Here is a 19367-nt window from a genome sequence, read left to right as displayed (position 1 = left end):
AGCCACTGCCGCAGGATGCCCCCATGTCGACGCACAGCCGCTCTTCACTTCTATACGCCGGTTCGCTCCTGGTGTTACTCGCCGCCGCTGGCGGATTGGGTTACTGGATGTCCATCAGCAGCCGCCTGGTCGAAGGACTGTCGATGGGCAACGGGCGGCTGGAAGCCACTGAAGTGCAGATCGCCAGCAAGACCCCCGGGCGCCTCGCCGAGGTACTGGTCGACGAAGGCGACAAGGTCAGCAAAGGGCAACTGCTGGCACGCATGGACACCCGTACCCTCGAAGCCCAGCGTCATGAGGCCGAAGCCGAAGTGTTGCGCGCCCGGGAAAATCTCAACGCCGCTCAGGCCAATGTGCAATTGCGCCAGAGTGAGCTGCTGCTGGCCCAACAGGAGCTTGGCCGCTCGCAGTCACTGTTCAAGCACGGTTACGTCAGCGCGCAGATCATCGATCAGTTGCAGTCACGCATCGGCACTGGCAACGCTGCCGTTGTCGCCGCCCGGGCCCAGGTGTCTGCTGTCAGTGCGGCGATTGGCGCGGCACAGGCTCAGGTCGCACAGTTGACCAGTGAAATTGACGACAGCAGTCTGCGCGCGCCGATTGATGGCGTGATCCAGCTGCGCATGGCCGAACCGGGTGAAGTGCTGGGGGCCGGTGGCCGGGTCTTGCTGCTGATCGATCCCAACGACCAATACATGAATCTCTATCTGTCAGCCGCAGTGGCCGGACGCCTGGCGGTGGGCGATGAGGCGCGCGTGCTGCTCGATGCCTTGCCCGATAACCCGCTGCCGGCAAAAATCAGCTTCGTCGCGGCCAAATCGCAGTTCACCCCCAAAGAGGTCGAGACCCGCGACGAGCGGCAAAAACTAGTGTTCCGCGTCAAGCTGCGCCTGGTCCAGCCCAGCGCCGTGCCGCAAGCCAAACCCGGCATGCCCGGGGCCGGCTACGTGCGGATCGCGCCCGTCGAATGGCCGGCCAATCTGCAATGAGCGGCCTTGCGGTTCAAGCGACCGGTATCGCCCACCGCTACGGTAAACAGCAAGCGCTGAGCGACATCGCCTTCAGCCTGCCCGCCGGCACCCGCTGCGGAGTGATCGGCCCCGATGGCGCGGGCAAGTCGAGCCTGCTGGGATTGATTGCCGGCGTGAAGACCTTGCAGCAAGGGCAACTGGAGGTGCTCGGTGGCGCGATCGAGGATCGCCGGCATCGCGACACACTCTATGCGCGCATCGCCTTCATGCCGCAGGGCCTGGGCGGCAACCTGTACCCAGAGCTGTCGATCCGCGAGAACATCCAGTTCTTCTCGACGCTGTTCGGCCTGTCGAAGGCTGAAAGCGAGCAACGCATGCACAGCCTGCTGCTCGCCACGGATCTGCTGAAGTTCGCCGAGCGCCCCGCCGGCAAGTTGTCCGGTGGGATGAAGCAGAAACTCGGGCTGTGCTGCGCGCTGATCCATGAACCGGATCTGCTGATCCTCGACGAGCCGACCACCGGCGTCGACCCACTCTCGCGCCGGCGCTTCTGGGAGTTGGTCGACGACGTGCGACGCCAGCGCCCGCAACTGACGCTGCTGGTCGCCACGGCCTATATGGAAGAAGCCGAGCAGTTCGAGCATTGCCTGATGCTCGACGCCGGCCAGTTGATCGCCACCGGCCTGAGCCGTGAACTGGCCACCGTCACCCCCAGCGGCAAACTCGATGACGCCTTCACCCACTTCCAGGGCGACAGCCAGCATGACGCTCAGCCGTTGGTGATTCCACCGCGCACCGGCAACAGCGGCGACATCGCCATCGAAGCCCACGACCTGACGCTGCGCTTCGGCGATTTCACCGCTGTGGATCACGTCAGTTTTGCCATTGGGCGTGGCGAGATTTTCGGCTTTCTTGGCTCCAACGGCTGCGGCAAGACCACCACCATGAAGGTCCTGACCGGGCTGATGCCGGCCAGTGAAGGCAGTGCGACGCTGCTCGGCAACCCGGTTAATGCCAAGGATCTGGCCACGCGCAAGCGGGTCGGCTTCATGTCGCAGAGTTTTTCGTTGTATGGCGAACTCAGTGTGCGGCAGAACCTCGAACTGCACGCGCGGCTGTTCGACCTGCCCAAAACCGAGAGCGCACAACGCATCGAAGCGTTGATTGAGCGCTTCAATCTGCGCGGCGTCGCTGATCAGCCGTCAGGTGCCCTGCCCCTTGGGCTGCGCCAGCGTCTGTCACTGGCGGTGGCGGTGCTGCACCGCCCGGAGGTGCTGATTCTCGACGAGCCGACTTCCGGCGTCGATCCGGCAGCCCGTGATGATTTCTGGCGACTGTTGATCGAGTTGTCCCGCGAACAGGGCGTGACGATCTTCCTCTCCACGCACTTCATGAACGAAGCGCAGCGCTGCGACCGCATCTCGCTGATGCACGCGGGCAAGGTCCTCGCCTGCGACACCCCGGCGGCGCTGCAACGCCAGTTTGCGGGAGAGACGCTGGAAGCTGCCTTCGTCACTTGCCTGGAACAGGCTCAGGGCGCTCAGCCATCAGCGCCTGTGGCCGAACCGCAAATGGCGCCGCCGAGCGCAGCGACAACACCGCTGCCCCGTCACGGTTTCAGCCTCGGTCGCCTGTTGGCCGTGGCCAGTCGCGAAGGCAAGGAGCTGTTGCGCGACAAAGTGCGCATGGCGTTCGCCTTGGCCGGGGCGATTTTCATGATGGTGATCTTCGGTTACGGCATCTCGCTGGACGTGGAAAACCTCGCGTTTGCCGTGTACGACCAGGATCAGACGCCGCAGAGCCGGGCTTATCTGGAGGCGTTTCGCGGCTCCCGCTACTTCGACGAACAGCCGGCCATTCATGACCCGCAGCAACTACACCGGCGCCTGCAACGCTCGGAAATCAAACTGGCGCTGGAGATTCCCCCCGGATTCGGCCGCGATCTGTACGCCGGGCGCCAACCCGCCGTGGCGGCGTGGCTGGATGGCGGCATGCCGTTTCGCGCCGAGACCAGCCGTAACTATGTCGAAGCCGTGCACCTGGGCAATCTGCAACAGCTGGCCGAGCAGAGCAGCCCGGCGCTGGCCCACCCGGCGGCGGCCAGCCTGGAAACCCGCTTTCGCTACAACCAGGACGTGGTCAGCGTCAACGCCATCGGTCCCGGGGTCATGGCGCTGATCCTCGCCTTCATTCCAGCGATGCTCACGGCGCTCGGCATCGTCCGCGAAAAGGAGCTGGGTTCGATCACCAACTTCTACGCCACACCCCTGACCCGTCTGGAGTTTCTGCTGGGCAAACAGGCGCCGTATCTGTTGATCAGCCTGGTCAACCTGGCGCTGCTGGTGGCGATGAATCGCTGGCTGTTCGGCGTGCCGTTCAAGGGCAGCCTGCTGACGCTGGCATTCGGCGGCCTGCTGTACGTGCTGGCGACCACCAGCATGGGCCTGCTGATCTCGGCGTTCACCCGCACACAAATCGCCGCGATCCTCGGCACCATGATCATCACCAGCCTGCCGACCATCCAGTTCTCCGGGCTGATCGTGCCGCGCTCGTCACTGGAAGGTGCGGCAGCAGTGATGGGCATGCTGTTTCCGGCGGGGCACTTCCTCGACATCGCGGTGGGTACGTTCACCAAAGCGCTGGACTTGCGTGAGCTGTGGCCACAGTGCCTGGCGCTGTTCGGGTTCTTTGTCGGGTTCACCGGGCTGAGCCTGATCATGCTGAAAAAGCAGGAGGCCTGATGCACAAGTTCGCGCACATCCTGCGCCTGGGACTCAAGGAGCTGACCAGCCTGCGCCACGACAGCGTGTTGCTGCTGTTCCTGTTCTACGCCTTCACTGTGGCGATCTACATGCCCGCCGCCGGTTCGGTGATCGGCGTGCACAACGCCAGCGTGGCGATCGTCGACGAAGATCACAGCGCCCTCTCGCGCCAGTTGGCCCAGGCCCTGCAGCCGCCGGAATTCCAGACGCCGGTGCTGTTGCCTTATGCGCAACTGGATCAGGTCATGGACAGCGGTCAGTACACCTTCGTCATCAACATCCCGGCGGGCTTTCAAACCGACTTGCTCGCCGCGCGGCAACCGGCGATTCAGGTCAACGTCGATGCCACCGCCATGAGCCAGGCATTCATGGGCGCCGGCTACATCGGCCGGATCTTCCAGCGCGAATTGCTCGACTATGCCGGTCAGGGCGATGCAGCCGCCAAGGCGCCCGTGCAACTGACTACCCGCTCTCTGTTCAACACCAATCTGGAGGGTGGCTGGTTTCTGGCGGTGATTCAGATCGTCAACAACATCACCATTCTGGCGATCATCCTCACCGGCACGGCGCTGCTGCGCGAACGCGAACATGGCACGCTCGACCATTTGCTGGTGCTGCCACTGACGGCGCTGGAAATCATGCTGGCGAAAATCTGGAGCAACCTGCTGGTGGTGGTGCTGTGCACCTGGCTGTCGCTGGAGGTGGTGGTCAAAGGCCTGCTGGATGTGCCGTTGGCCGGCTCGATGAGCCTGTTTTTGCTGGTGACTGCAGTTTATCTGTTTGCCAGTACCGCGCTGGGCATCTTTCTGGCGACGCTCGCGCGTTCGACGCCGCAGTTCGGCCTGCTGGCGATTCCGGTGATCATCCCGATGTTGCTGCTGTCCGGCGGCAGCACGCCATTGGACAGCATGCCGCAGTGGCTGCAATGGGTCATGCAGGGTTCGCCGTCCACACACTTTGTCAGCCTCAGCGCCGCGATTCTGTTTCGCGACGCCGGGCTGAGCGTGGTCTGGCCGGACTTGCTGGCGCTGACGGCCATCGGCCTGCTGTTCTTCGTTATCGCACTGGCGCGCTTTCGCAAAAGCCTGGCGTCCTGAACAGCGGCCAGCGTGGTTACTGAATGATCAGGTTGTTGAACAACAGATCTTCCACCACCGGTTTGCCGGTCTCGTCATTCATCACTTGCTGGGTCTGCTTCAGGGCTTCCTGACGCAGCTTTTCCTTGCCTTCGATGCTGCCCATCGCCTCGGTGGTCTGCTGGGTGAACAGCGCCACCAGTTGATTGCGGATCAGCGGCTCGTTGGCCTTGACCAGTTTGGTCGCCTCTTCGCCGGTCACACGCAGCGCCACGTCGGCCTTGTAGACCTTCAGCTTCGGTGTGCCGTCCAGCCCGTAGTTGCCCACGAACGGCGGGCTCAGGGTGATGTAGTTGACCTTCGGCGCCTCGCCTTCTTTGGCTTCTTCGGCCAGCGCTGCCACAGGCAGAGACAGGGCCAGCAACAACATGATCCACGCTTTCACAATTCGCTCCTTATCCGGTTTGCGGCCTAGCATAACGACCCGCCGCGCAAGCACAAGCTTATGGCTGACTATCAGGGCCGGGCATGCTCGTTGACCCGTTGACTGACACACCTACACTTATCGGCCATCACTCCCAAAGGAATAGCCCTGATGAAAGCCGTGCTGTGCAAAGCCTTCGGCCCTGCCGAATCGCTGGTGCTGGAAGACGTCGCCAGTCCTGTCGCGAAGAAGAACGAAATCCTCCTGGAGGTGCACGCCGCCGGGGTCAACTTCCCGGACACGCTGATCATCGAGGGCAAGTATCAGTTCAAGCCGCCCTTCCCGTTTTCGCCGGGGGGCGAAGCGGCCGGCGTGGTCAGCGCCGTCGGTGAGAAAGTCAGCCATCTGAAAGTCGGCGACCGGGTCATGGCCCTGACCGGCTGGGGCAGCTTCGCCGAACAGGTCGCGGTGCCGGGCTACAACGTACTGCTGATCCCGCCATCGATGGACTTCAACAGCGCCGCCGCGTTCAGCATGACCTACGGCACTTCGATGCACGCCCTCAAACAACGGGCCAATCTGCAACCGGGCGAGACCTTGCTGGTCCTCGGCGCTTCCGGCGGTGTAGGTCTGGCGGCGGTGGAAATCGGCAAAGCCATGGGTGCTCGGGTCATCGCCGCCGCCAGCAGCGCGGAAAAACTCGCGGTGGCCAAGGCCGCCGGTGCTGATGAACTGATCAACTACAGCGAAACCAGCCTCAAGGATGAAATCAAACGCCTCACCGACGGCCAGGGCGCTGACGTGATCTACGACCCGGTCGGTGGCGACCTGTTTGATCAGGCCATCCGCGCCATCGCCTGGAACGGCCGGCTGCTGGTGGTCGGCTTCGCCAGCGGACGCATCCCCGAACTGCCGGTCAACCTCGCGCTGCTCAAGGGCGCAGCGGTACTCGGTGTGTTCTGGGGCTCCTTCGCCCAGCGCCAACCGCAGGACAACGCGGCGAACTTCCAGCAACTGTTCGGCTGGTTCGCCGAGGGCAAGTTGAAACCGCTGGTGTCGCAGGTGTACCCACTGAGCAATGCGGCGCAGGCAATCAATGATCTGGGGCAGCGCAAGGCGGTGGGCAAGGTGGTGGTGCAGGTGCGCTGAGTTTTTTCAGGCCGGTGGCTCTCGGCGCCGGCCTGATCCGCGCCAGGCAGCAACGCAGTGTCACTTTCGGCGGCGCTGGTTTTCAAAACAACTCACGAACCTCTCCCGGCAGAAAACTCATGTATCGACGCATAGGGGCTTCCCGGCAGCCTCTGACGATCATCGGTACGCGTCGGTTCATCTTGGCGATTATTGCCAGACGTTGTTCATCGGCCATTTGACTCTTGTGGATCACGTTCGAAACGTAAGCACGGGTGTAATTAAACACTTCTGCGTCGACCCAGGCGTGCTCAGGCATGTTCCTGAAACCGTCATTGATGACCCGGCACTTTACTGACTTCAGCCACTGGTTGATGTCGATCGGCTGATCCCTGGCCAATCGAAAGAGCATCGGCGCCACGACAGACTGCTGCGCAGGCCGACCGTCTTCAACCGTCCAGGGTCTGAAGCGCCACTGTGTTATTGCGTCTTTGACCGCCTCAGTCAGATCGGGGTGATCACTTCGCACAATGTCGATCGCGCCGACCGATCCATCCGCCTTGACGATAAAGCTGACCCTGACCTCGCCTTCGACCCCAGCCCTGGACAACATCTTTGGATAAATCGGCTGGGGATTATTTTCAGGTATCAGTAAACCTTCTGCCGCCAGTGCAAGACTGAAGATCGTCAATAAAATCCCCGCAAAAAACCACCGCATGATCGCGCCCCTTCCCGAGTGAGATGCCTTATCCGGCAACAGCACAAAGGTTACGGAGCACAGCCTTTTAACTGAATGGCGCAGCTTCGCTTTTGGATGCAGGACATTTCCTGATCCCGACGGGAAATCTGACGAAACCGCTGGGCAAATGGGAGTAGGTACATTTTCTGACGGACGTTTAGCCGCCGCTCGGCCCGGCCGAGTCACCTGGCAACAGGTGCTCCTGCACCTTCAGGCTGCGGGACGGAATCAACCGGCCTTTGTCATCGAAGTGCAGGACGATCAGCCAGTCGAAGACATCATCCGGCCATTTTTCCTGGCCCATCAGCGCAGTGGCGTCGCCGCCAAAGGCCTTGATCAACTTGTTGATGTGGCCGTGGTGCCAAGCGATCAGCACCGTCTGCGCCTGATTGCTCTTGCGCAACAGTTTGACCAGTAGATGCAGGTCGCCATTGACGTAGGGCTGCTCGATCGCAAGGTTCAGGCGCTGGGCCAGCGGGGTCAGGGTCAGGCGTGAGCGCGAACTTTCCGGGGTATCGCCGGCAGCAATCAAACGCTGGGGGGTGAACGTCTGGCCGTCGAGTTTCAGCGGATTGAAATAGTCGACATAGGCAGCGGCGCGCTGTTCGCCTCGGGCATTGAGCACCGGTCCCGTATCCGGTTTTTCCGCATGTCGAATGATCAGCACCGTGGCATTGCGCAGCCCGGAATGGGCGGGATGATCGGTGACAATCAATGTCAGCAACACGACAGCAAGTCCCGCTGCCACCAAAAATCTCGGCACCAACATGCGAACCTTCAGTGACATTGCTTATCTCGGCTGATCAATCGGCTGAACGGGCCGCGAGTCTAAGTCACTCCATGTTCATAAGTGGTGAAAACGCCCTGTTCTTACAGCTGAGCGACAGGTTCGTAAAAGAACGCGCGAATTCCAACATTTCCACTGTTTTGCCAATGCGAACTGGTGCTATTTTCGGTAACGAAACTGTAACATTCGCATCCGCAGTCAAAACAAGAAATCTGGAGCTCTTGAATGTTTGCTTTCTTTCGTCCTGCCGCACATCAGGCTCCATTGCCTGAAGAAAAAATAGACAGCACTTACCGACGCCTGCGCTGGCAGATCTTCGCCGGTATCTTCTTTGGCTACGCGGGTTATTACCTGCTGCGCAAAAACTTCTCGCTGGCCATGCCGTACCTGATCGACGAAGGCTACAGCCGTGGCGATCTGGGTCTGGCGATGTCGGCCATCGCCATTGCCTACGGCCTGTCCAAGTTCCTGATGGGCCTGGTGTCCGACCGTTCCAACCCGCGCTACTTCCTGCCATTCGGCCTGCTGGTGTCGGCCGGGGTGATGTTCATTTTCGGTTTCGCGCCATGGGCAACGTCCAGCGTGACCATGATGTTCATCCTGCTGTTCATCAACGGCTGGGCCCAGGGCATGGGCTGGCCGCCGAGCGGACGCACCATGGTGCACTGGTGGTCGCAGAAGGAACGTGGCGGCGTGGTCTCGGTGTGGAACGTGGCGCATAACGTCGGCGGCGGCCTGATCGGCCCGCTGTTCCTGATCGGCATGGGCCTGTTCAATGACTGGCACGCAGCCTTCTACGTTCCGGCAGCGGTGGCGCTGGGCGTGGCGGTGTTTGCCTTCATCACCATGCGCGACACCCCGCAATCGGTCGGCCTGCCGCCGATCGAAAAGTACAAGAACGACTACCCGGAAGGCTACGACGCCAGCCACGAAGACGAATTCAGTGCCAAGGAAATCTTCGTCAAATACGTGCTGCGCAACAAAATGCTCTGGTACATCGCCATGGCCAACGTCTTCGTCTACCTGCTGCGTTACGGCGTACTGGACTGGGCACCGACCTACCTCAAAGAAGCCAAGCACTTCGACGTCGACAAGACTTCGTGGGCCTACTTCTTCTACGAATGGGCGGGCATTCCGGGCACGCTGCTGTGCGGCTGGATGTCGGACAAGATCTTCCGTGGCAACCGTGGCCTGACCGGCATGGTGTTCATGGCGCTGGTGACCGTGGCGACCCTGGTTTATTGGCTGAACCCGGCTGGCAACCCGACCGTGGACATGATCGCGCTGTTCTCCATCGGCTTCCTGATCTACGGCCCGGTGATGCTGATCGGCCTGCAGGCGCTGGAACTGGCACCGAAGAAAGCCGCCGGTACGGCAGCGGGCTTTACTGGCCTGTTCGGCTATCTGGGTGGTTCGGTGGCGGCAAGTGCGGCGATGGGCTACACCGTCGACCACTTCGGCTGGGACGGTGGTTTCGTGCTGCTGGTGGGCGCTTGCCTGCTGTCGATGGCCTTCCTGGCGCCGACGCTATGGCACAAACAAGTCGCCAGTCAGAGCCGCGAAGCGGTCGCTTGATCGCTTTGTGATCTACAGCGCTTGAGCCGCGCCTCCAGATTTCGATCCGGCATGGCGTGGCTGCGCAGGGCGTGGGCGGTCTGCTCGACATAATCGCGAGTGGTGCCGTAGCGCCCGCAAGCGCTTTCAAACACCTGGCTCAGCACATGATCCGGCAGGTTGCCGGCGTAGCTGGGCAGGTGTCGCTCCAGAACAAACCCTAGCGCCTGAACCTGACTGCCATCTTCGAGTCGGCAGTTGAGCCAGTGCGGGCGATAGGACGGAAACGGCATCTCGCGTTTCCACAGCGCGTACAACGCACTGTCGAGATTCTCTTCCGGCAGCCGATAGGCGAAGCCGCTGCACGAACCGCCGCGATCCAGACCAAATACCAGCCCGGGCATTTCCGGCGTCCCGCGGTGCTCGTGTGACCACAGGTACAAGCCACGATGATAGCCATGGACGCGCCCGCGCACCCGCTCCACCGCCGTGCACTCCGGACGCCAGATCAGCGAACCGTAGGCGAACAGCCACACCGGCCCGCCCTTGTGGCGCGCCATGGTCGATTGCATCGAGACGAGAAGTTGTTCGTGGGTCAGCTGCGGCCCCAGATCGAGCCGCGGAGGATAAGCCAGATTCACAAAAGCAGATTCAATGGCTGTCATGACGGAAGTGTTCGGCCCCGCAAGTATTACAAGATGTAAGCACAATTCGCTTGATAGAACATATAGCAGTAACTGTAAAACGAAAAGTGCTAAAGGATGTATGACCTGCCGATAGCGTTAATTGGGGATTATCAGCCCCGGCCATGCGGTTTTATATAGCCTAATACCATTGCAGAAATATCTTAAATACCCGAATGAAATATGCATAAGCCTTCGCTCGTTCAGGTTTCGTTCATGAAGGCGCGGGAAACTTCCTACTAAAATATCGGACTTTCTTTCTTCTCCGTCGCTGAACGCCTACGTATAACGGCCTTCCTCTGGCGCAAGCCATTCCGTTTAACCGAGGCTGCACAATGAAAATCCCGACACTTCTGGCCGCATTGCTGATGACCCAGGCCGGCCATGCATTGGCCGAGGACGATGCACAGGACAAAGGCTTCTGGTATGCGCAGACCAGCGTCTACACCCGACATTACTCGCCCGACCCCGAACACAATAATCATCAGGACTTGATCGGCATCGAACGCAATCAGGCGTCCGGCTGGGTATTTGGCGGGGCAACTTTCCGCAACTCGTTCCGCCAGCGCTCGAACTACGCCTATGTCGGCAAGCGCTATAACAGCAGCGAGTATCCGCTGTATCTGAAAGTCACCGGTGGGCTGTTGCAGGGTTATCGCGGTGATTACAAGGACAAGATCCCGTTGAACCGCTACGGCGTTGCGCCGGTGATCATTCCGTCCGTCGGCACTCACTACGGCCCATTGGCCGCCGAGCTGGTGTTTCTCGGCGCCAATGCGGCGATGGTGACTAGCGGCGTACGTTTCTAGGGACGAGGCTCAAACGCGCAGGTCAAGTCCGAGGCGCATACGCAAATACATCGGCGCGCATCTGGTGCGCATCCATGCCGGCTTCCACCAGCGCATCCAGCGTGCCGTAGACCATCGCCGGCGAGCCGCTGGCGTAGACGTGCAGCGACTTCAGATCCGGGAAGTCTTCGCACACGGCCTGGTGCAACATCCCGCAGCGCCCTTCCCAACCGCACTGGTCGCTGACGACTTTGTGCAGGAACAGGTTGGGCAGCTTCAGCCATTCGTCCCAATGCTCAATGTCATAGAAATCTTCCGGACGGCGAACGCCCCAGTACAGATGCACCGGATGTTTGAAACCGTTGGCGCGGCAGTGTTCGATCAGGCTGTGGATCTGGCCCATGCCGGTGCCAGCGGCGATCAGCACCAGCGGACCGTCGGGCAGTTCGGCAAGGTGCGTGTCGCCGAACGGCAGTTCGACGCGCACCAGCGGGTTGCGTTGCAGCTGTTCGATCAGGCTCAGCGCACTGGCTTCGCGGGCCAGCACGTGGATTTCCAGATCGCGCCCGCCATGCGGCGCCGAGGCCATGGAGAACGCCGACTTCTCGCCGTTCTCACGCTCGATCATCAAGTACTGCCCGGCGTGATAACGCGGCGGCTTGCCGGCCGGCGCCCGCAGGCGCACGCGCCAGGTGTCGCCGCCGACATCCCGGCATTCGATGACCTGACACGACAGGCTGCGCACCGGCAGTTCTCCCAGCGCGAGCACGCCATCCCACAGCAGGACGCAGTCTTCCAGCGGCTCGGCTATGCAAGTGTAGAACTCGCCGTGGTCGTGCACCTTGCCGGCCTGTTCGACCCGGCCCTCCACCAATAGCGCCGCACACACGTGGCAATTGCCGTTGCGACAGCTTTGCGGGCATTCGTAGCCCAGGCGCCGCGCACCATCGAGAATCCGCTCGCCGGGCCGTATCTCGAGCACCGCTCCGGAGGGCTGCAGGATTACACGCATCAATCTATTCCTAACTGATTCCAGATGGCATCGATCCGTTGAGTAACGGCGTCGTCCTTGACGATCACGCGGCCCCACTCGCGAGTGGTTTCGCCCGGCCACTTGTGAGTGGCATCCAGGCCCATTTTCGAGCCCAGGCCGGAGACCGGCGAGGCGAAGTCGAGGTAGTCGATCGGCGTGTTGTCGATCATCACCGTGTCGCGCTTGGGGTCCATGCGCGTGGTGATGGCCCAGATCACGTCGTTCCAGTCCCGGGCATTGATATCGTCGTCAGTGACGATAACGAACTTGGTGTACATGAACTGTCGCAAAAACGACCAGACACCGAGCATCACGCGCTTGGCATGCCCCGGGTACGACTTCTTCATCGTTACCACGGCCATGCGGTACGAGCAGCCTTCCGGCGGCAGGTAGAAGTCGGTGATCTCCGGGAACTGCTTCTGCAGGATCGGTACGAATACTTCGTTCAGCGCCACGCCGAGAATTGCCGGTTCATCCGGCGGCCGGCCGGTGTAGGTGCTGTGGTAAATCGGCTTGATCCGGTGGGTGATGCGTTCGACGGTGAACACCGGGAAGCTGTCGACTTCGTTGTAGTAACCGGTGTGGTCGCCGTACGGGCCTTCGTCGGCCATCTCGCCCGGATGGATCACGCCTTCGAGGATGATCTCGGCAGTGGCCGGCACTTGCAGATCGTTGCCCCGGCACTTGACCAGCTCGGTACGGTTACCGCGCAGCAGACCGGCGAAAGCGTATTCGGAGAGACTGTCCGGCACCGGCGTCACGGCGCCGAGAATGGTCGCAGGGTCGGCGCCCAGCGCGACCGACACCGGGAATGGCTGGCCCGGATGCTTCTCGCACCACTCGCGGAAGTCCAGCGCACCGCCACGGTGGCTGAGCCAGCGCATGATCACCTTGTTGCGGCCGATCACTTGCTGACGGTAGATACCGAGGTTCTGGCGCTCCTTGTTCGGGCCTTTGGTGACGGTCAGGCCCCAGGTGATCAGCGGGCCGACGTCGCCAGGCCAGCAGGTCTGCACCGGCAGCATCGCCAGGTCGACGTCGTCGCCTTCGATGACCACTTCCTGGCACACCGCGTCTTTGACGACTTTCGGCGCCATCGAAATGATCTTGCGGAAGATCGGCAGTTTCGACCACGCGTCCTTCAAGCCCTTCGGCGGCTCCGGCTCCTTGAGGAAGGCCAGCAGCTTGCCGATCTCGCGCAGCTCGCTGACCGACTCGGCGCCCATGCCCATGGCCACCCGCTCCGGGGTGCCGAACAGGTTGCCGAGCACCGGAATGTCGTAACCGGTGGGTTTCTCGAACAGCAGCGCCGGGCCCTTGGCCCGCAACGTGCGGTCGCACACCTCGGTCATCTCCAGCACCGGCGAGACGGGAATCTGGATGCGTTTCAACTCTCCGCGCTGCTCAAGCTGCTGCACGAAATCCCGAAGATCCTTGAATTTCATTGACGATGGCACCCTCAAAATAGGCGTACATCCTACCTGCTATGCAGCCCTGTGGCAGCCTGTCGCTGCTTACTTGGCTGCATTCGTCTGCGCTTTGCCAAGGTTTTCCCGGCCTTGCAGGCCGATAAACAGCGGCTCAAGGATCGGCGCCACAAACCGCGCACCGACTTCGGACAGGTGATTGTCATCGGTGTACAGCGAATAACCGCCGAGTTCGGCGTGACACAGGCCGTTTTCATCACACAGTCGCGGCGCCGGATCGACCACCCGCACCGCCGGATCATTCTGCGCCAGTTGCGCGAACAACTGGCTGATGAACACCTGACGCTTGTGGTGCGCCTCGACATCCAGACCGACGTCATCCACCGGGCGATCAAGCATCGCCAGCCGCGTCAGCCGATACGGTGGACTGAACGCCTGCAACGGCGCCTCTTTCACCAGCCATACGCGATGCCCGGCCGCCCGCAATTGCGCCACGCGAGCGCGCAGGCCTGCGGCAAAACGCTGCTCGGCTTCGGCGCGATCGTAACGCCCGTCCGGTGTTCTCAGCACATGACCGAGATCACCCTTGGCGTCGCCGTACAGGTACAGGCTCCAGCGGGCGACCAGCACCACATCGCTGATCGCCTGGGTTTTCAGCCCTTGCTCGACCCGCTTGTTGAAGCGCGCACAGACACCGTCATGCTCCAGCCCGTCGACCGGAATACAACCCGGAGAACTGGCCAGAATCACACTGACACCGTGGGCTTTGGCACCGTCATCGAACACCGGGATCAGCGCCGTGGCATGGCTGTCACCCCAGGCCAGCGCGCGAGTCGGCAGTTCCGCTACGCCGTAATGGCAGAACAGCCTATCGTCAGGGGTTTTGTCATCCGCCAGACACGCCATCAGCTCCGGCCGCCACTCGCGGCCCTTGGCGTATTGCAGCGCCTGCTCGGACAAGCGCCATGGCAGGCCATCGGTCCAGCGCAGCGATTGCCCGGCCAGACCGAGCAGCAGAATCCCGCAGAACCCGGCCAGCAGAATCTGCCGGCGTCCGGCGAGCAAGCGCCGTTCACGGAACGGCGTTTCGACGAACTTCCATGACAGATAACCCAGCACCAGGGTCAGCAGAATCAGTCCGGCCGTGTCGAGCGCGCCCGGCTCATCGACACTGGCGTAGCTGGAAAACACGAATACCGGCCAGTGCCACAAATACCAGGAATAGGAGATCAGCCCGAGGCCGACCATCACCCGACTGCTCAACAATTGACCAACCAGCGTTTCGCGATGACCGTTGGCCAGAATCAGCAGCACCACGCCCAGCACCGGCAGCAACGCCGTGACACCCGGGAACGGCGTCGACTTGTCATAGGCGAACACCGCCAGCAGGATCAACCCCATGCCGAGCAGGCTCAAGACCTGGGCGGCCAGCGGCTTCAAGCGCCAGGCGTGTTTCGGCGCGACCGCCAGCATCGCTCCGGCGAGCAACTCCCAGGCGCGCATCGGCAGCAGGAAGAAAGCCTTTTCCGGATGATGCTGGATCGCCCACACACTCAGACCGAACGACACCAGCAGCACGCCGAACAGCGCCAGCCGCCAGTGTTTCAGGCGACTCGAGAGCAACGTCAGCAGCAGCGGGAAGAAGATGTAGAACTGCTCCTCCACCGCCAGTGACCAGGTGTGCAGCAGCGGTTTGAGGTCAGAGGCGACGTCGAAGTAGCCGTCCTGGCGCATGAACAGGATGTTTGAGACGAACGTCACCTGATAGCGCACCGAGCGCCCGAGCTCTTCATAGTCTTTGGGCGCCAGCAGGAACCAGCCCACCGCCAGCACCGCAATGATCATCGCGAACAGCGCCGGCAGAATCCGCCGCGCACGCCGCGCCCAGAACTCGACGAAACTGAAACGCCCCGCCTGACGCTGGTTCCAGATGATCGAGGTGATGAGGTAGCCGGAAATCACGAAGAACACGTCCACGCCGACAAAACCGCCGGTAAACCCCGGGACGCCAAAATGGAACAGCACCACGGCGATCACTGCGACTGCGCGCAGGCCGTCGATATCCCTTCGATAAGCGAGTGTGCTCATAAAATCTTAATGCCAATCAGGTGGTTGTTTTTTGTACAGCGCGAGCTTGAATAAAAAAGGCTCGCGGGTGCTGCTTGTTGTCTTACCCGATCACAGACCTTACCAGATCAGGAACCTCCCATTGCCGGGGTAAATTTCATGCAAAAAAAAGGCACCCCCCAAGGGACGCCCTTTTTATCGGTTCAACCGGCGATGTTACTTGCGCTTCATCGACAGGAAGAACTCGTCGTTGGTCTTGGTCGTTTTCAGCTTGTCGACCAGGAACTCGATGGCAGCCACTTCGTCCATCGGGTGCAGCAGCTTGCGCAGGATCCACATGCGCTGCAGTTCGTCGTCGGCGGTCAGCAACTCTTCGCGGCGGGTGCCGGAACGGTTGATGTTGATGGCCGGGAACACACGCTTCTCGGCGATCTTGCGATCCAGAGGCAGCTCCATGTTGCCAGTACCCTTGAACTCTTCGTAGATCACTTCGTCCATCTTCGAGCCGGTTTCAACCAGCGCGGTGGCGATAATGGTCAGCGAGCCGCCTTCTTCGATGTTGCGCGCCGCACCGAAGAAACGCTTCGGTTTCTCCAGGGCGTGAGCATCGACACCACCGGTCAGCACCTTGCCGGAGCTCGGGATCACGGTGTTGTAGGCACGGGCCAGACGGGTGATGGAGTCGAGCAGGATCACCACGTCCTTCTTGTGTTCGACCAGGCGCTTGGCCTTCTCGATCACCATTTCGGCAACCTGCACGTGACGGGTCGGCGGTTCGTCGAAGGTCGAGGCAACCACTTCGCCGCGCACGGTGCGCTGCATTTCGGTTACTTCTTCCGGACGTTCGTCGATCAACAGCACGATCAGGTGAACTTCAGGGTTGTTACGCGCGATGTTCGCGGCGATGTTCTGCAGCATGATCGTCTTACCGGCTTTCGGCGGTGCAACGATCAGACCACGCTGGCCTTTGCCGATCGGGGCGCACAGGTCGATCACACGACCGGTCAAGTCTTCGGTGGAACCGTTGCCGGCTTCCATCTTCATGCGCACGGTCGGGAACAGCGGGGTCAGGTTCTCGAAGAGAATCTTGTTCTTCGCGTTCTCCGGACGATCGAAGTTGATCGTGTCGACCTTGAGCAGAGCGAAGTAACGCTCGCCTTCCTTCGGAGGGCGGATCTTGCCAACGATGGTGTCACCGGTGCGCAAGTTGAAACGACGGATCTGGCTCGGCGAGACGTAGATATCGTCCGGGCCGGCGAGGTAGGAAGCGTCAGCGGAGCGCAGGAAGCCGAAGCCGTCCTGGAGAATCTCCAGCACGCCATCACCGGAGATTTCCTCGCCGCTTTTCGCGTGCTTTTTCAGCAGGGAGAAAATCACGTCCTGCTTGCGCGAACGGGCCATATTTTCTATGCCCATCTGTTCGGCCAATTCGAGCAGTTCGGTAATCGGCTTTTGCTTGAGTTCAGTCAGATTCATATAGGAATGACGTAATCATTTATGGAGGGGGGGAAATTAAGCTTTTGGCTTAATGAGGCCGCGCCGCGGAGAAGGCGACAGGATCGCGAACTTGTTCGAAAAGGAGTGCGTCGGCGACGGCTAGCAGGGGGCAGTGGAGAAACCAGTGCGGGGCCGAATGTACCACCTGAGTTTCGGAGCGTCTAGCCCTGAATACGCAAAAAGCCCCGCAAATTGCGAGGCTTTTTTTCGGCGATTTACTGCGACGCTTAGATATTGGCGTCGAGGAAAGCAGCCAGTTGCGACTTCGACAGGGCGCCGACTTTGGTCGCTTCAACGTTGCCGTTCTTGAACAGCATCAGCGTCGGGATACCACGCACGCCGTGCTTGGCCGGGGTTTCCTGGTTTTCGTCGATGTTCAGTTTGGCAACGGTCAGCTTGCCTTTGTAAGTCTCGGCAATCTCGTCCAGAACCGGAGCGATCATTTTGCAAGGGCCGCACCATTCAGCCCAGTAGTCGACCAGTACAGCGCCTTCGGCCTTGAGTACGTCGGCTTCGAAGCTGGCGTCGCTAACGTGTTTGATAAGATCGCTGCTCATGGAATTCTCCAGGTTGTAAGCAAAAAAACGTGGCCCATCATAGCCGCCCTTCCCTTGTTCAGGAAGCTGCAGTTGATTGAGTCTTGCTATGGCACTCGATGAGTTTGGGTATAGCCCAAGTCACGCCGTGGCGGGGGCAATGAAGGAAATTCCGGTGCGCAGGGCGGCGTTGCGCACGTGTTCCTGCATGGCCTTCTGGGCCGCAGCGGATGCCCGGCGTGCCAGCGCACGAAGGATCTTGCGATGCTCCTGCCAGGTTTCCAGCGCCCGTTCGGCGCGGATGAACGGTAGCTTCTGGCTCTCCAGAAAGATCTCGGCGCTGGCGGTGAGGATGCTCAGCATCGCCTGATTGCCGCTGGCCAGCAGAATGCGCCGGTGGAATTCGAAGTCGAGTTTCGCCGCCGCCTCGAAATCGCCGGCCTTCAACTGCTCGCGCATCGCCGCGACGTTGTCCTCCAGCGCATCCAGGTCGAACGTGCTCAGGGTCACCGCTGCCAGCCCGGCGGCAAAACCCTCCAGCGCATAGCGCAACTGAAAGATGTCCAGCGGCGAGGCCTGCGCCGCGAACGGCCAGCCCGGTGCATTGTCACCCTGCGTGATCTCCACCGGTGCCTGCACGAATACGCCTTTGCCCGGCTGGATGCTGACCACGCCCAGCGCACTGAGCGACGACAGCGCCTCGCGCAACGACGCCCGACTGACCCCCAGTTGCAGCGCCAGATCCCGTTGCGACGGCAACGCATCACCCGCACCAAAGCCCTGTTCGGTGATCAGTTTGCGGATGGCTTGCAGCGCCACTTCGGGTACGGCGCGGGAGATCGAGTTCATTTTTTTTCAGACGAGCCAGGCCAAGGTGCGGCTAGTTGTAAAGCTATTCGCCGGATCCGGCAAGTCGTGCCCCAGCAGGGTTCGGTGCCCGCTGCCGATGCGCTATCGGAGTGCGAAAAACAACCTGACTGTTCAGACCAGTAAGACCGAAGAAACCCGGCAAACCCGCGGCCTGCCGGGGATAAATCCGGGTATTGGCACGGCGCATGCTCTATCCGATCGCAGAAATCACTTCCCGCCGATCCGGAGATTTGCCATGAGCCTGCGTTACAGCGCCCTCCTCACCGCCCTGTTTGCCAGCCTGCTGCTGAGCCAGGTCCCCGCCCACGCCGACGGTCTGGACGACGTGATCAAACGCGGCACGCTGAAAGTCGCCGTGCCCCAGGACTTCCCGCCGTTCGGCTCGGTCGGCCCGGACATGAAACCTCGTGGCCTGGACATCGACACGGCAAAACTGCTGGCCGAGCAACTCAAGGTCAAACTCGAGCTGACCCCGGTCAACAGCACCAACCGCATTCCGTTCCTCACCACCGGCAAAGTCGATCTGGTGATCTCAAGCCTGGGCAAGAACCCGGAGCGCGAGAAAGTCATCGACTTCTCCCACGCCTACGCGCCGTTCTATCTCGCCGTGTTCGGCCCGCCTGATGCCGCCGTCACTACGCTCGACGACCTCAAGGGCAAAACCATCAGCGTCACCCGTGGCGCGATCGAAGACATCGAGCTGACCAAGGTCGCCCCCGAAGGCGTGACCATCAAACGTTTCGAAGACAACAACTCGACCATCGCCGCCTACCTCGCCGGGCAAGTGGACCTGATCGCCAGCGGCAACGTGGTGATGGTGGCGATCAGCGAGAAGAACCCGAAACGCGTGCCGGCGCTGAAAGTGAAGCTCAAGGATTCGCCGGTCTACGTCGGCGTGAACAAGAACGAGCCGGCGCTGCTGGGCAAGGTCAACGAGATCCTCGCCACCGCCAAGGCTGACGGCGCGCTGGAGAAAAACTCGCAGACCTGGCTCAAGGAGCCGCTGCCGGCCGATCTCTGATCGG

General features: G+C 61.2%; 17 protein-coding genes. 7 read left to right on the top strand and 10 right to left on the bottom strand.

What is annotated here, in order from left to right:
• Positions 1-23: 23 nt before the first annotated feature.
• From PMI25_RS10320 to PMI25_RS10310, 3 genes are read left to right on the top strand one after another with little or no spacing between them, the layout of a single operon-like run.
• On the top strand, positions 24-989 hold the full coding sequence (locus PMI25_RS10320) for an HlyD family secretion protein (RefSeq protein ID WP_007968410.1): 966 nt from the start codon (positions 24-26) through the stop codon (positions 987-989).
• Positions 986-3712, top strand: coding sequence for a ribosome-associated ATPase/putative transporter RbbA (rbbA, locus tag PMI25_RS10315; RefSeq protein ID WP_007968413.1), 2727 nt, complete (start codon positions 986-988; stop codon positions 3710-3712). Before PMI25_RS10320 ends, rbbA begins: the two co-directional genes overlap by 4 nt.
• Complete coding sequence (locus tag PMI25_RS10310; RefSeq protein ID WP_007968414.1) at positions 3712-4830, top strand: ABC transporter permease; 1119 nt, start codon at positions 3712-3714, stop codon at positions 4828-4830. The genes rbbA and PMI25_RS10310 overlap by 1 nt, the downstream gene beginning before the upstream one ends.
• 16 nt (positions 4831-4846) lie before the next feature.
• Here PMI25_RS10310 and PMI25_RS10305 read toward each other — a convergent pair whose 3' ends face one another.
• A complete protein-coding gene (locus tag PMI25_RS10305; protein WP_027610485.1) occupies positions 4847-5254 on the bottom strand; it encodes a flagellar basal body-associated protein FliL in 408 nt (135 codons plus the stop codon).
• 150 nt (positions 5255-5404) lie between these two features.
• On the opposite strand from PMI25_RS10305, the gene PMI25_RS10300 reads away from it, so the two are divergent.
• Positions 5405-6382, top strand: a complete 978-nt coding sequence (locus tag PMI25_RS10300) for an NADPH:quinone oxidoreductase family protein (RefSeq protein WP_007968418.1) — start codon at positions 5405-5407, stop codon at positions 6380-6382.
• Positions 6383-6464: 82 nt separating this feature from the next.
• Here the strand turns inward: PMI25_RS10300 and PMI25_RS10295 are convergent, their stop codons facing one another.
• Both PMI25_RS10295 and PMI25_RS10290 read right to left on the bottom strand, forming a co-directional pair.
• Positions 6465-7079, bottom strand: a complete 615-nt coding sequence (locus PMI25_RS10295; RefSeq protein WP_007968419.1) for an energy transducer TonB — start codon at positions 7077-7079, stop codon at positions 6465-6467.
• 178 nt (positions 7080-7257) lie between these two features.
• Positions 7258-7887 carry a hypothetical protein gene (locus PMI25_RS10290; RefSeq protein ID WP_007968420.1) on the bottom strand — a complete coding sequence of 210 codons (630 nt, stop codon included), beginning with the start codon at positions 7885-7887 and terminating at the stop codon, positions 7258-7260.
• A 225-nt stretch (positions 7888-8112) separates the two neighbouring features.
• Here PMI25_RS10290 and glpT point away from each other — a divergent pair, with 225 nt between their 5' ends.
• Positions 8113-9462, top strand: coding sequence for a glycerol-3-phosphate transporter (gene glpT / locus PMI25_RS10285; protein WP_003229323.1), 1350 nt, complete (start codon positions 8113-8115; stop codon positions 9460-9462).
• Here the strand turns inward: glpT and PMI25_RS10280 are convergent.
• Positions 9438-10106, bottom strand: coding sequence for a gamma-glutamylcyclotransferase (locus PMI25_RS10280; protein ID WP_007968422.1), 669 nt, complete (start codon positions 10104-10106; stop codon positions 9438-9440). The two genes, glpT and PMI25_RS10280, sit on opposite strands and share 25 nt — an antisense overlap.
• A gap of 353 nt (positions 10107-10459) precedes the next feature.
• Between PMI25_RS10280 and PMI25_RS10275 the strand changes: the two genes are divergently transcribed.
• The gene (locus PMI25_RS10275; protein ID WP_007968424.1) at positions 10460-10933 is read left to right on the top strand and encodes a hypothetical protein; all 474 of its coding nucleotides are present in this window, start codon (positions 10460-10462) and stop codon (positions 10931-10933) included.
• 22 nt (positions 10934-10955) lie between these two features.
• Here the strand turns inward: PMI25_RS10275 and PMI25_RS10270 are convergent, their stop codons facing one another.
• The 6 genes from PMI25_RS10270 to PMI25_RS10245 form a co-directional block, all read right to left on the bottom strand.
• A complete protein-coding gene (locus PMI25_RS10270; RefSeq protein ID WP_007968426.1) occupies positions 10956-11924 on the bottom strand; it encodes a CDP-6-deoxy-delta-3,4-glucoseen reductase in 969 nt (322 codons plus the stop codon).
• Positions 11924-13390: a 4-hydroxy-3-polyprenylbenzoate decarboxylase gene (ubiD, locus tag PMI25_RS10265; protein WP_007968427.1), complete on the bottom strand. Its 1467-nt coding sequence runs from the start codon at positions 13388-13390 to the stop codon at positions 11924-11926. The genes PMI25_RS10270 and ubiD overlap by 1 nt, the downstream gene beginning before the upstream one ends.
• Positions 13391-13459: 69 nt before the next feature.
• On the bottom strand, positions 13460-15460 hold the full coding sequence (locus PMI25_RS10260) for an acyltransferase family protein (protein ID WP_007968430.1): 2001 nt from the start codon (positions 15458-15460) through the stop codon (positions 13460-13462).
• 195 nt (positions 15461-15655) lie between these two features.
• Positions 15656-16915 (bottom strand): transcription termination factor Rho, encoded by a 1260-nt coding sequence (gene rho, locus PMI25_RS10255; RefSeq protein WP_003229334.1) that lies wholly within the window; start codon positions 16913-16915, stop codon positions 15656-15658.
• Between the two features lie 248 nt (positions 16916-17163).
• Entirely contained in the window at positions 17164-17493 is a 330-nt protein-coding gene (gene trxA / locus PMI25_RS10250; protein WP_003206727.1) for a thioredoxin TrxA, read from the bottom strand.
• A 120-nt stretch (positions 17494-17613) separates the two neighbouring features.
• Positions 17614-18321: a FadR/GntR family transcriptional regulator gene (locus tag PMI25_RS10245; protein ID WP_007968433.1), complete on the bottom strand. Its 708-nt coding sequence runs from the start codon at positions 18319-18321 to the stop codon at positions 17614-17616.
• Between the two features lie 256 nt (positions 18322-18577).
• Here PMI25_RS10245 and PMI25_RS10240 point away from each other — a divergent pair, with 256 nt between their 5' ends.
• Positions 18578-19363 carry a transporter substrate-binding domain-containing protein gene (locus PMI25_RS10240; protein ID WP_007968434.1) on the top strand — a complete coding sequence of 262 codons (786 nt, stop codon included), beginning with the start codon at positions 18578-18580 and terminating at the stop codon, positions 19361-19363.
• Positions 19364-19367 lie beyond the last annotated feature (4 nt).

The organism is Pseudomonas sp. GM30, from assembly GCF_000282275.2.
GTDB lineage: Bacteria > Pseudomonadota > Gammaproteobacteria > Pseudomonadales > Pseudomonadaceae > Aquipseudomonas.
This window is presented reverse-complemented; position numbering and strand designations above follow the sequence as displayed.

Excerpts from the sequence above, each read along its gene's own strand:
- PMI25_RS10320 (WP_007968410.1), top strand. The coding sequence starts at position 24 with ATGTCGACGCACAGCCGCTCTTCACTTCTATACGCCGGTTCGCTCCTG.
- rbbA (WP_007968413.1), top strand. The coding sequence starts at position 986 with ATGAGCGGCCTTGCGGTTCAAGCGACCGGTATCGCCCACCGCTACGGT.
- PMI25_RS10310 (WP_007968414.1), top strand. The coding sequence starts at position 3,712 with ATGCACAAGTTCGCGCACATCCTGCGCCTGGGACTCAAGGAGCTGACC.
- PMI25_RS10300 (WP_007968418.1), top strand. The coding sequence starts at position 5,405 with ATGAAAGCCGTGCTGTGCAAAGCCTTCGGCCCTGCCGAATCGCTGGTG.
- PMI25_RS10295 (WP_007968419.1), bottom strand. The coding sequence starts at position 7,079 with ATGCGGTGGTTTTTTGCGGGGATTTTATTGACGATCTTCAGTCTTGCA.
- PMI25_RS10290 (WP_007968420.1), bottom strand. The coding sequence starts at position 7,887 with ATGTCACTGAAGGTTCGCATGTTGGTGCCGAGATTTTTGGTGGCAGCG.
- glpT (WP_003229323.1), top strand. The coding sequence starts at position 8,113 with ATGTTTGCTTTCTTTCGTCCTGCCGCACATCAGGCTCCATTGCCTGAA.
- PMI25_RS10280 (WP_007968422.1), bottom strand. The coding sequence starts at position 10,106 with ATGACAGCCATTGAATCTGCTTTTGTGAATCTGGCTTATCCTCCGCGG.
- PMI25_RS10275 (WP_007968424.1), top strand. The coding sequence starts at position 10,460 with ATGAAAATCCCGACACTTCTGGCCGCATTGCTGATGACCCAGGCCGGC.
- PMI25_RS10270 (WP_007968426.1), bottom strand. The coding sequence starts at position 11,924 with ATGCGTGTAATCCTGCAGCCCTCCGGAGCGGTGCTCGAGATACGGCCC.
- ubiD (WP_007968427.1), bottom strand. The coding sequence starts at position 13,390 with ATGAAATTCAAGGATCTTCGGGATTTCGTGCAGCAGCTTGAGCAGCGC.
- PMI25_RS10260 (WP_007968430.1), bottom strand. The coding sequence starts at position 15,460 with ATGAGCACACTCGCTTATCGAAGGGATATCGACGGCCTGCGCGCAGTC.
- rho (WP_003229334.1), bottom strand. The coding sequence starts at position 16,915 with ATGAATCTGACTGAACTCAAGCAAAAGCCGATTACCGAACTGCTCGAA.
- trxA (WP_003206727.1), bottom strand. The coding sequence starts at position 17,493 with ATGAGCAGCGATCTTATCAAACACGTTAGCGACGCCAGCTTCGAAGCC.
- PMI25_RS10245 (WP_007968433.1), bottom strand. The coding sequence starts at position 18,321 with ATGAACTCGATCTCCCGCGCCGTACCCGAAGTGGCGCTGCAAGCCATC.
- PMI25_RS10240 (WP_007968434.1), top strand. The coding sequence starts at position 18,578 with ATGAGCCTGCGTTACAGCGCCCTCCTCACCGCCCTGTTTGCCAGCCTG.